We start from the raw sequence: 11,409 nt of genomic DNA on the forward strand, positions 1-11,409 counted from the left end.
GATCAGCTCATTGCGTGTTGTCATGCTCACCTGCCTCATCATCGCCCCCGCAGCTCGCCAGAGCTCGGGAGCAAATCAGATGAGGCAACGATCCAAAATCAGGGAGCAATTCAGGCGATGCAATGCGTCGAGTCAGGAGGATAGTCGTTCATCGCCTTCACAACTTTGCTCAAGAAGCGATAAGCGGCTCGGGTGTTCCTTCGGTCGGACAGCACGAAGTCGATCAACTTGCCGTGTTTGTCGACAGCGCGAAACAGGTACTTCCAGCGCCCACCGACCCGAACATAGGTCTCGTCCACACGGCCATGACGCGGACCGATAGCCCTGGTGATGGCGGACTCGTTTCGCGATCTTTGGGGCATAGCGCTGAACCCAGCGAAAGATGGTGGATGGGTCGACCTCGACCCCACGCTCCTGCATCATCTCGGCCAGATCCCGGTAGCTGATGCCGTACTTGCAGTACCAGCGCACGCACAACAGGATGATCTCGACCGGAAAGCGACGGCGCTTGAACAGAGTCAACAGGACGGCTCCTCGACTGGCCGCCCCTCATTAAACTGCCAAGGTTAATGCAACGGAGCCGTTGCGATAGCCAGCAATTTGGTTGCCGTCACATTCGGAGCGGTGTTTCGCAGGTATTGTCAGGTTGGCGAAGACTCGGGCGTATGGCAGGGTCTCGGGCATGAGCACAACGTCCAATCCCTACCGCGGCTTCCGCTATCCGGCCGAGATCATCAATCAGGCCGTCTGGTTGTATCACTACTTCAGTCTGAGCTTGCGGGAAGTGGAACTGATCCTCGCGGCGCGAGGCATCGTGGTTAGCTACGAGACCATCCGTGAATGGAGCCTCCGCTTCGGCCGAACTTACGCCAACAGCCTCAAGCGGCGCCGGCCGCGGCCCGGCGACAAATGGTTTTTGGATGAGGTGTTCGTGCGCATCCGAGGCAAACTGCACTACCTGTGGCGGGCCGTCGATCAGCAAGGGAACGTGCTCGACGTGCTGGTGCAGAGTCGTCGCAACAAGACGGCCGCCAAGCGCTTCTTTCGCAAGCTGCTCAAGGGCTTGTACTATGTGCCCAGGGTCATCGTGACCGACAAACTTGGATCCTATAGGGCCGCTAAGCGTGAGATCCTGCCGGGCATTGAACACCGGCAGAGCCGGTATCTCAACAACCGCTGTGAGGTGTCGCACCAACCCACCCGAAGGCGTGAGTGCCACATGAGGCGGTTCAAGTCAGTCCGCCAGGCCCAGCAATTCCTCGCCACTCACACTCGGATCCACAACCACTTCCAACTCCGCCGTCACCGTCTTACTGCCAGTGAGCATCGTGCTGCGCGTGATCATGCCTTCGTCGCTTGGCGCGATGCGACTGGTACTGCCTTGATAGGCTGATCTGGACTGGCATGAGGGCAGCACTCGCGGCAGCTGTGCCGATCAGGCGTCAAGTTGACAATACCCGCAAGAGGACCTTGGTGATCGGAAGTTCGCACATCGCGTAGGATTCTGGTTCGGCGCGCTGATCCTCAGCACCGTCCAAGGTCATCACACGGTATCAGCCAACTGGCAGGCTGGTTGGCTTTGAGGACGGCTGCGCGGCAAGAAGGAACCCGAGAGAGCAGAGGAAGATGATCGTTCCAAAGGTGGCTGCCGCGCTCAGGACAAGGGTGAACCCGCTCATCCCGTGAAGGAGTGCGATGAGTGGGACGGCCAGGCCGCTCGTCGTGAATCCGAGGAAGTAACGGACACTGAATGCCTTGGCCCTGTATTGGGCTGGGACGTAACGGGCGACCATTGCATCGTTGACGACCACCTGCCCGTAAATCGCTGCCATGGCCAGGACCAAGCCGCCAAGCATGGCAACTCCGCTCGTCATGGCAGCGAGCCCAAGACCGAGCGGTTGCAGGATCGATAGCCCGACGAAAATTCTTGGCAGCGTGTATCGGTCGACTAGGCGTCCCATCAGGAGCTGCGTCAGCGCCCCGAAGACAAACACGAGCGTAGCCAGGGATCCAATCAGGACAAGTGGCAGGGAGGCCCCGGCACGCTCGTCGATGATCTTGGGGAGTGCGATCGTCGTGATGTTGAAGGTCATGCCGCCCGCCACGATCGCCGCTGCGAACAGCAGGAAGAGCGTCATCGGGCGCACGACGGGGATCACGGCATGAATGTGGCCGGATTTGGCATGACTGTCTCCATCACCGGGGACCAGGCGGACAAAGGCGATACCGGCAAGGAGGCAAACAAGTCCGGGAAGAATGAAGGCAGCGCGCCACCCGAGGCTTGCGGCGAGAAGGGCCGTCACTCCTGAAGCGAAGGCTGCACCGAGATTGCCCCACACCCCATTGATCCCGAGATCCCGTCCGAGTTGACTTGTGTGGCTTACCAGCATCGTCGAGCCGATCGGATGATAGATCGCGGAGAACACTCCGAGCATGAAGAGCCAGATGCCGAACATGACTGGCGAGTTCGCCGTCGACAGCCCCAGGCATGCAATCCCGCAGCCGCCGAAGAAGATCGCCAGCAGGTTGCGGCGTCCTACGCGATCCGCGATCCAACCCATCGGGAGCGAAAACAGGCCGAAGGCCACGAAGGCGCCCGTCGCGAGGCCGATGAGGCTGGCATAAGACAGTTGCCGCTCCGCCGCGATGGCGATCACGGCCGTCGGGTAGATCAGAAGAACGAAGTGATCCAGAGCGTGCGCAATGTTGACGAAGGCAATGGTGCGGCGGGAAAGCAGGTCAGACGACATCCTTGGAGTCCTCGTCAGTTTCGTGTGCGACACTCCGCGGCGGCTTGACCCTGCCGGCACTCGCTACAGGCCGCCCGACGTCTAGGCCGCGCGATCAAAACTCGCAATGAAGTCGGCGAGGCGTTCTCCCTGGATCAGGATGTGCTCGCGGAGTAGCCGCTCGGCGAGGGCGCTGTCCCCGGCACGGATCGCATCGACGATGCCTTGGTGCTCCGCCAGTGAATTCGCCACGCGGCTACGGGCTCGGAGCTGGAGCCTGCGATAGGGCTTGAGGCGGGCATGGAGCTGTTGCGCCTGCTCCGCCAGGAACGCGTTCTGGCAGGCCTCGTAGATGACGTGGTGGAAGCGCTCGTTGGCGTAGTAGTAGGCATCCGCGTTCTCCTGCGATGCCTCGCGGGCGCAGTCCTCGTGCGCCTTCTCGAGCTCCCGCTGCATGGGCTCGGTGATCCGACGGGCCGCCAAGGCCCCGCACATGCCCTCAAGGCCCGCCATCACCTCGAACCGCTCAACGACGTCCTTGAAGCTCAGGGAGGCGACGAACGCGCCCCGCCGCGCCTGCAACTCCACCAGTCCGGTCGAGGCAAGCTGCATCAGGGCTTCCCTGATCGGGGTGCGGGAAACCTCGAACCGAGCGGCCAGGCTCTGCTCGTCGAGCCGGTCTCCGGGGCGGAACTTGCCCGTAACAATGTCCTGCTCGAGGGCGTCACGTAAGGCTTGAGCGCGTCTCATCTACTCGTCCTGCTCGAAAACATCCTAGAACGTATAAATACAATATTTCAAGCTCTTTCTTGTATACAAGATAGTTGACGTTCAATGCAAACGCAGGCAAGTGTTGCTGCAAGGGAAACGAGGGATCCGCCTGCGCAGTCCCCGCGAGTGGTTCTCAGACCCTCGTCCGCCCGACGCAGAGGAGGAAACAGAGGAGCGGGTGCCATGTCACCACAGCTAATCTCGATCTACGCTCTCGTTGCGATGTTCGTGGTCGCCACGATCCTGCCGATCAACATGGGCGTGCTGGCCTTCGTCGGCGCCTTCCTGGTTGGAACCCTGGTCGCCGGCCAAACCACCAGCGCGATCATCGCGGGCTTTCCCGGTGGCCTGTTCCTGACCCTGGTCGGCATCACTTTCCTCTTCGCCATCGCCCAGAATAACGGCACGATCGACTGGCTCGTCCGACTGGCCGTTAAGGCTGTGCGGGGTCGGATTGCCGCGATCCCGTGGATCATGTTCGGGATCTCCGCCGTCTTGACCTCTGTCGGCGCGGTCAGTCCAGGCGCCGTCGCCATCATTGCCCCGGTCGCGCTCGGGTTCGCGTTAAAATACAGCATCTCTCCTCTACTGATGGGTTTGATGGTCATCCATGGTGCCCAGGCCGGCGGCTTCTCACCGATCAGCATCTACGGCGGCATCACCAACCGGATCGTCGCGAAGGCAGGGCTTCCGCTGAGCGAGATCACGACCTTCCTGGCGAGCTTCGGCGTGAACCTCGCTGTTGCGGTCCTGCTCTTCCTCGCGCTCGGGGGGCGCAAGCTCCTCCAGGCGAGGGATGCGGCGCCGGCCTCGACCAACATCCCTCCCGTTCAGATTGCGGTACCGCAATCAGGCCCGCAGATCTTCGGCGACTCCGAAGCCGAGGCCCTCAGCGAGGAGATCGCGCTCGAGACCGGACAGAAGCCGAACCGTTCGATCATGGAGAAACCAGTCGAGGAGCCGGCAACGCCCGAGGGCGGTCTGTACCAGATCGTCACGCTGCTTGGCCTCGTCGCTCTCGCGGTTCTCGTCCTGGCCTTCAACCTCGACATCGGCTTTGTGGCAATCACGATCGGCTTGGGCCTGTCCTTGATGGCGCCAACTCTGCAAAAGCGCGCGATGGGCCAGGTCGCATGGCCGGAGATCATGCTCATCACCGGCGTGAGCACCTACGTCGTCGTGCTCGAGAAGATGGGCACCATCTCCTTCGTCGGCGACAGCGTCGCGGGCCTGGCATCCCCGGTGCTGGCTGCCCTGCTCCTGTGCTTCATCGGCGCGGTCGTCTCTGCCTTCGCCTCCTCGACAGCGGTCCTTGGATCCCTCATCCCGCTCGCCGTTCCATTCCTGCAATCCGGAACCGGCGTCAGCCCGATCGGCTTCATTGCCGCTATGGCTGTCGCGTCGACCATCGTCGATGTGAGCCCCTTCTCGACCAATGGTGCCCTTGTGTTGGCCAATGCCCAGGGCGTTGACCGGGAGGCGTTCTTCCGCAAGCTCCTGGCCTATGGCGCCGCCGTGACCGTAATCGCACCGGTCGTCGTCTGGCTCCTGTTCGTCGTGCTGTGAAGCTAATCGTCTGATGTGGATGAAGGAGATGAACGTGAAGCTGACCCGATCGATGGTTGGACTGGAGGCGGCGCCTGCCTTCCTGAGTGACCTGATAGACACGCTGACCGAGCGCGGGCGCTCCCTGCTCGGTCAGAAAGCGGGGCAGGAGATCGTCGCCAAGGACGCTCTCCCGGCCGTGGGTGAGATGCTAATCTCACGCAGGGGCGAGGCTTCAGGTGTAGCGCTCGCACAGACCTTGTTGGCCACCTACACGGCAGCGGAGCCGGCCGAGCGTCTGGCCTTCCTCCAGGCCCTTGCCGACCGCTTTGGGCCTGATCGCCGCCGCATTGAGCTCGCCATCGAAGCGATCCGTCAGGATCAAGGAACGGATGCCCTCGAGGGGTTGCATGCCGCGGCAGAGCCCAGGAGGCAGGAGTTGATCCGGCGCCTCAACCTGGCTCCCGGCGGGACATCGGCGCTGGTGCGGATGCGCGAGGAGTTGCTTGAGTTCCTACCCAAGCACCCGGAGTTGAAATGCGTCGATGCGGACTTCTCCCATCTGCTCTCGTCCTGGTTCAATCGGGGGTTTTTGGTGCTACGGCCGATCGACTGGACCACGCCGGCTAACATCCTGGAGAAGATCATCCGCTACGAGGCGGTGCATGCGATCCAGAACTGGGATGACCTGCGCAACCGTCTCCAGCCGGAGGATCGCCGCTGCTACGGCTTCTTTCACCCACAGCTCGTCGACGAGCCGCTGATCTTCGTCGAGGTAGCCCTGACCAAGGAGATCCCCGACGCGATCGGTCCGTTGCTTGATCTGTCCCGCACCCCGATTGCCGCGTCTGAGGCGACGACCGCTGTGTTCTACTCGATCTCGAACACGCAAAAGGGCCTGGGCGGAGTGTCCTTCGGTAACTTCCTGATCAAACAGGTGGTGGAGAACCTCAAGCGTGAGCTGCCGAACCTGAAGACCTTCGTGACGCTCTCGCCCGTCCCGGGCTTCGCACGCTGGCTGGAGCGCGAACGCAAGACCGAACAGTCCGCGTGTCTCGATGCTGCATCGAAAGAGACCCTCGGGATCCTCGATGCACCAGCCTGGAGCGACGATCCGGAGACGGTGGAGAAGGTTCGTGATGTCCTTCTGTCCGCTGCGGCCTACTACTTCCTGAAGGCCAAGGATTCCAAGGGCCGTCCGGTCGATCCCGTCGCCCGCTTCCATCTCGGCAACGGGGCACGGCTCGAGCGCCTGAACTTCCTCGGCGACGTGTCCGCGAAGGGCCTGAAGCAGTCCCATGGTCTGATGGTGAACTACCTCTACGCCCTCGATGAGATCGAGAAGAACCATGAAGCCTTCGCCGAGAAGGGCGCAGTCGCTGCGTCGCCTGCGGTCCGCAAGGCCTTGCGGACTGATCTGCCTTCCCGCGATCTGGTGCCCAACCCATGACCGCAACGTTTCCACTCAGTTTGTCCGGGTCGATCATCGACCCTCGCTTCGGAGCCATTGCCATGAACGCCAACCTGTTTGATCGGCTCGAACGCTCGATTGCCGACCTCACCAGCACTGCCATCACCACACCAGCCGGGGAAACCGTCAGCTACGCCGACCTGATCGCCCTGTCGGGCCGGCTGGCCAACGTGCTCGCCGCCCGCGGGGTCAAGCCCGGCGACCGGGTCGCGGTCCAAGTTGAGAAGTCGGTGCCGGCCCTGGTCCTGTATCTGGCCACTGTCCGGGCCGGCGCTGTCTATCTTCCGCTCAACACCGCCTATACCCTCGCGGAGCTGGAGTACTTCATTGGCGACGCCGAGCCTTCACTGGTGGTCTGCGATCCGGGCAAGCGGGACGGGGTCACTCAGCTCGCCGCAAAGGTCGGAGCATCCGTCGAAACGCTCGACGCAAAAGGGCAGGGATCCCTCACGGATACCGCAGCCAGTGCCGCAGACGATTTCGAGACGGTGCAGCGCGCTGGCGATGACCTGGCCGCGATCCTTTATACCTCGGGCACGACCGGCCGCTCCAAGGGCGCCATGCTGACCCATGACAATCTCGTCTCCAATGCGCTGACCCTGAAGGACGTGTGGCGCTTCACGGCAGATGACGTGCTGATCCATGCCCTGCCGATCTACCACACCCATGGGCTCTTCGTGGCGAGCAACGTCACGCTGTTCTCCGGTGCGTCGATGATCTTCCTGTCGAAGTTCGACGCCGACGAGATCCTAGGGCTGATGGCCCGTGCCACGGCCCTGATGGGAGTGCCGACCTTCTACGTCCGCCTGTTGCAGCATCCGGGCCTCACCAGGGAGGCAGCGGCTGGGATGCGGCTGTTCGTGTCGGGCTCAGCGCCCCTGCTGGCCGAAACCCATCGCGAGTGGAGCGCCCGCACCGGTCATGCCATCCTCGAGCGCTACGGCATGACCGAGACGAACATGAACACCTCCAACCCTTATGACGGAGACCGGGTGCCCGGCGCCGTCGGTCTGCCGCTGCCCGGCGTTTCGGCCCGCATCACTAACCCGGATACCGGCGAGGAGCTGGCGACGAACGAGATCGGCATGATCGAGGTCAAGGGCCCGAACGTGTTCAAGGGCTACTGGCGCATGCCGGAGAAGACCGCATCCGAGTTCCGCCCGGACGGCTTCTTCATCACGGGCGACCTCGGCAAGATCGACGAGCACGGCTACGTGCACATTCTCGGGCGCGGCAAGGACCTTGTGATCACCGGTGGCTTCAATGTCTACCCGAAGGAGATCGAGGACGAGATTGATGCCATCCCCGGCGTGTTCGAGAGCGCGGTGATCGGCGTCCCGCACAAGGACTTCGGCGAAGGGGTGACGGCAGTCATCGTCCGCTCCAAGGAGGCAGAGGTCGACGAGAGGTCGATCCTGGCGGCGCTCGAAGGCCGCCTGGCGAAGTTCAAGCAGCCCAAGCGCGTGGTCTTTGTCGATGATCTGCCGCGCAACACCATGGGCAAGGTGCAGAAGAACGTTCTGCGTGAGACTTTCTCTGACCTTTATGGGGGATAGGCACGCTCCACTTAGGCGGACGTGCCGAGGAACTCCTCGTAGGGTCCAAATGGTCTCACCGCTTGGAATGAATAACGCGTGTCTGAGCGGTGAGCCTGAACTGTTTCAGTGGTTGTGAGAGTTGGGCGGCTCAGACGAATAACTTCAAGCACGCAAGGGAGATGTCGATGAGAATTGTCCTGTTGGGTCCACAGGGGGCTGGGAAAGGAACGCAGGCAGCGAGGCTGGCCGAACGGTTCGGGATTCCGACATTGTCGACAGGCGACATGCTTCGCGCTGCTGTCCTCGCTGGAACTCCGGTAGGTCTCAAGGCCAAGGAAACGATGGATCGCGGCGAACTCGTGTCAGATGAGCTGGTCGTTGAGATCATCTCCGACCGAATCGGGAAATCCGATGCCAAGCGGGGCTTCATTCTCGACGGGTTTCCCCGCACGGTTGCGCAGGCCGGGGCGCTCGACGCCTTGCTGGCACAAAGCGGCCTCGAGCTCGATGCGGTCATAGAATTCAAGGTGGACGAGGATACTCTCCTGGCCCGGATACTGGGACGTGCGCGGGAAGCGGAGACGGGAGGCATACCCATTCGGAATGACGACAATGCCGAGACCTTCCGGACCCGGTTCGATGCCTATCGGAAGCAGTCCGCACCCTTGTCCGCTTACTATGCGAACAAAGGCTCCCTGAGGACCGTTGATGGCTTGCAGCCAAGGGATGATGTCACTCGGCAGATTTTTCCATTACTCGTATGCTAAAATTCCTCTCTCGGAAATCGGCAATGAGAAGATGCGGCACGGAGCAGCTCCGGTATCGCAGTTTGAAACGAGCACGATGAACCCACTCGGAAGCGTTCGGCAAGCGGCGAGACCGTAGCGCTGGTTGACGGGCATGGTTCGATCTGGAGGCAGCGCTTGATGGCCGGCTTGCTTCCACCAGCCTGGACATCACCGGGGGAGGAAATCGAGCCAACGTTCATGCGACCATGTGCCGACTGCATGACCAACATGCAGCTTTCACTGTTCTGAACCGTCGGCCGAGTAGCCATATGGGAGGAGGAAACGCTCAAGGATCAACCCATCCTAGTAAGGAGTTCGTTCCTTGACGATCATTGCCCTCCTCGGTCATTCGTTGGCCAATCTACGACACACGTCAACCCCGCTCAGCCAGCGGAAAAATCACTCCCGTATCAACGGAAGCTACGGCCTATGGACCCCTTTGGTTGCGGCCCGTACGGCAGAGGCGGACCTCCTCGTCAGTGGGTATGTCCCGCGCCCGGACAACGCGGCCGCCGGGGAGCCTGTCCGGCAACACGGAAATTGGGCGTTCCACCGCTGACACAGGTCCCGTTCGGATCGCATTCAAGGCGACAATCCGACCTTGGAGCGCCGTCGATCGTCGGTGGTCCAATCGGCTATCCGTTGTCGTGCTCAGGTCTGGTCCTCCGGCTGGAGTGTGTTCTCGATAGTGATACGTCGCGTCCCCGGTCAGGATCTCGGCCAATCCGTTGATCTCCTGGACCGCGCGGTCGACCTGACGGTACTGCGCGCCGCCGATCGGAATGTCCGCCAATGTCCGCGTGGGGAGATGGCCCGTCGGGCGCAGGGCATATCACCCTGCGTGGGTTCCTGGGAACAGGCTATCGCGGGCACGCCTCCTCGGACGCCGCATCCGGCATCGGTAACGCACCCTTCATCGAGCGTGACGCGACCATTTCCGCGGATGCAGGCGAAGGATTCACGGCGTGGCGATGCTTCAGTTCCCGCCAGTCACACTCCAAGGATTCCAACGCAATCGCTGCCTCCATCCGAGAAAAGGCCCGCCTTCCGTCACGGAGGGCAAGGCCTTGGGCGAAGCCTTGGTCTGAGATGGTTCGAACCCCCTGGCAGGTGACGCAACTATAAAGTGTACGCCTCGGAGAGTCAGGGTTTTCGCCAATTCGAGTCAGGATACCTCCGGGTTAGAGTCAGACTTCCGCACCCGGGGACAACACACACTGGGGAAAGTTCCCGCACGGACGAAAGACTGCGTGCTCCGCAACCCAGTCGCCCTGATCATCAACCAAGTTGCTCATCAAGTATCAACGAGCACTTTCGTTACAGACGCTGTTGGCTCCCGAAGGTCTGGAAATGGCATGTCCCGGACCTGGGCCATAGTTTTACGTTTGGGCGTTTCGCGGACGTTCATTAGCGCCAAGCAAGACTGTCCGGACTGAGCTTCAGCGTCAGCCAATCAGTCATGCGATCCTTTCCGCGACAATCAGCGTTTCTCCTCTGCGGGGCAGCGGGACCTTCGATCCGAATCAACCCAACCGGCTGCGGCCGCTGAAACAGCCGAACGGAGATCGATCATGACCGATGCAAGACAGACCAGCTTCGAGGTTCCTGCGCAGATGCGCGAGGGCGCCGAGTAAAGTCTCGAACAGGCCCGCCGGGCGCTGGACACCTTCCTGGGAGCAGCCCGGAGGGCCGCTGACACCGCTCGGGACGTAGCCCAAAGGACCTTTTCCTCCGCGGAGGAGAACATCCACGCTGCCCTGGACATGGCCGAACGACTTGTTCGGGCCAGGAACCCTCAGGAAGCTGCGCAGATCCAAGCGGAGTTCGTGCGCGCGCAGTTTGAGGCCATGCAGGCCCAGATGCGCGAGTTCGGCGCGAGCATGCAAGCGGCTCTGAGCCAAGCAAGCTCTGGTCAGACGAGCACCGACCAAACCGGCGGAACGGCAGGCTCAAAAAGCAGAAGTACCAGAAAATAAGGCCGAAGCAGCAGGAGCTCGAGATGATTTCGCTCCGGTCACTCCTTCTATGGCCGGGGCCGCACTCACTGGCGCCGTTGTCCTATCGTTCGAGCACATAAGTGCCTGGCGCGTCCTGCAGCGGTGGGTATTTCGAACTGCCCATGCGTGGTGGCGCGCTTTTCCGGCCCGAGCGAGCAGAAAGCCACGCCGTCCAGTCCGGCCACCAGCTGCCCTCGTGGCGCGTCGCACTCTGCAGCCACTGCTCGGGGGTGGTGGCCGGCGCATCACCGGCCTCTTTGGTCCAGTAGGCGCCTTTGCCACCGGGAGGATTGACGCTCCCGGCAATATGGCCACTGGAGGCCCGCACGAACCGCACGTCACCGCCAAACAGCTGTGTGACGCGCCAGGCGGCGTCCCAGGGCACGATGTGGTCTTTTTCTGCCCCCACGGCATAGGTGTCCTGGCGAATGTTGCCGAGATCGATCGCCTCGTCCTTGAGCGTGATCTTGCCCGGCTCGATCAGATTGTTCTCCACATAGGTGTTGCGCAGATACCAGCTATGGGCGGCCCGGGTCATGCGGGTGCCATCGCTGTTCCAGTACAGGAGAT

The 11,409-nt window shown here is 61.8% G+C and carries 7 protein-coding genes and 3 pseudogenes; 6 read left to right on the plus strand and 4 right to left on the minus strand.

Going from position 1 to position 11,409, the window contains the following annotated elements:
- Positions 1-158 precede the first annotated feature (158 nt).
- Positions 159-522: pseudogene (locus FS320_RS48480) on the minus strand (IS6 family transposase); the annotation flags it as partial.
- A gap of 160 nt (positions 523-682) precedes the next feature.
- On the opposite strand from FS320_RS48480, the gene FS320_RS30130 reads away from it, so the two are divergent.
- A complete protein-coding gene (locus tag FS320_RS30130) occupies positions 683-1,393 on the plus strand; it encodes an IS6 family transposase (protein ID WP_152715950.1) in 711 nt (236 codons plus the stop codon).
- 160 nt (positions 1,394-1,553) lie between these two features.
- Here the strand turns inward: FS320_RS30130 and FS320_RS30135 are convergent, their stop codons facing one another.
- Entirely contained in the window at positions 1,554-2,750 is a 1,197-nt protein-coding gene (locus tag FS320_RS30135) for an MFS transporter (protein ID WP_152715951.1), read from the minus strand.
- 81 nt (positions 2,751-2,831) lie between these two features.
- Positions 2,832-3,479, minus strand: a complete 648-nt coding sequence (locus FS320_RS30140; protein WP_099516063.1) for a GntR family transcriptional regulator — start codon at positions 3,477-3,479, stop codon at positions 2,832-2,834.
- 204 nt (positions 3,480-3,683) lie between these two features.
- Here FS320_RS30140 and FS320_RS30145 point away from each other — a divergent pair, with 204 nt between their 5' ends.
- The 5 genes and pseudogenes from FS320_RS30145 to FS320_RS50945 form a co-directional block, all read left to right on the plus strand.
- Positions 3,684-5,066, plus strand: a complete 1,383-nt coding sequence (locus FS320_RS30145; RefSeq protein ID WP_152715952.1) for an SLC13 family permease — start codon at positions 3,684-3,686, stop codon at positions 5,064-5,066.
- Positions 5,067-5,118: 52 nt separating this feature from the next.
- Positions 5,119-6,495 (plus strand): malonyl-CoA decarboxylase, encoded by a 1,377-nt coding sequence (locus tag FS320_RS30150; protein WP_152715954.1) that lies wholly within the window; start codon positions 5,119-5,121, stop codon positions 6,493-6,495.
- Positions 6,496-6,557: 62 nt separating this feature from the next.
- Positions 6,558-8,072 carry a malonate--CoA ligase gene (locus tag FS320_RS30155; RefSeq protein ID WP_152715955.1) on the plus strand — a complete coding sequence of 505 codons (1,515 nt, stop codon included), beginning with the start codon at positions 6,558-6,560 and terminating at the stop codon, positions 8,070-8,072.
- 167 nt (positions 8,073-8,239) lie between these two features.
- Complete coding sequence (locus FS320_RS30160; RefSeq protein WP_152715953.1) at positions 8,240-8,821, plus strand: adenylate kinase; 582 nt, start codon at positions 8,240-8,242, stop codon at positions 8,819-8,821.
- A gap of 1,673 nt (positions 8,822-10,494) precedes the next feature.
- A pseudogene (locus FS320_RS50945) lies at positions 10,495-10,818 on the plus strand (phasin family protein); the annotation flags it as partial.
- A gap of 82 nt (positions 10,819-10,900) precedes the next feature.
- Here the strand turns inward: FS320_RS50945 and FS320_RS30170 are convergent.
- Positions 10,901-11,409 (minus strand): annotated as a pseudogene (locus FS320_RS30170) (class I poly(R)-hydroxyalkanoic acid synthase); the annotation flags it as partial.

This window comes from Microvirga tunisiensis (assembly GCF_009296175.1).
Taxonomy (GTDB): domain Bacteria; phylum Pseudomonadota; class Alphaproteobacteria; order Rhizobiales; family Beijerinckiaceae; genus Microvirga; species Microvirga tunisiensis.

What these genes read in the sequence shown, in the direction of transcription:
- FS320_RS30130 (WP_152715950.1), top strand. Translation starts at nt 683, where the DNA reads ATGAGCACAACGTCCAATCCCTACCGCGGCTTCCGCTATCCGGCCGAG.
- FS320_RS30135 (WP_152715951.1), bottom strand. Translation starts at nt 2,750, where the DNA reads ATGTCGTCTGACCTGCTTTCCCGCCGCACCATTGCCTTCGTCAACATT.
- FS320_RS30140 (WP_099516063.1), bottom strand. Translation starts at nt 3,479, where the DNA reads ATGAGACGCGCTCAAGCCTTACGTGACGCCCTCGAGCAGGACATTGTT.
- FS320_RS30145 (WP_152715952.1), top strand. Translation starts at nt 3,684, where the DNA reads ATGTCACCACAGCTAATCTCGATCTACGCTCTCGTTGCGATGTTCGTG.
- FS320_RS30150 (WP_152715954.1), top strand. Translation starts at nt 5,119, where the DNA reads ATGGTTGGACTGGAGGCGGCGCCTGCCTTCCTGAGTGACCTGATAGAC.
- FS320_RS30155 (WP_152715955.1), top strand. Translation starts at nt 6,558, where the DNA reads ATGAACGCCAACCTGTTTGATCGGCTCGAACGCTCGATTGCCGACCTC.
- FS320_RS30160 (WP_152715953.1), top strand. Translation starts at nt 8,240, where the DNA reads ATGAGAATTGTCCTGTTGGGTCCACAGGGGGCTGGGAAAGGAACGCAG.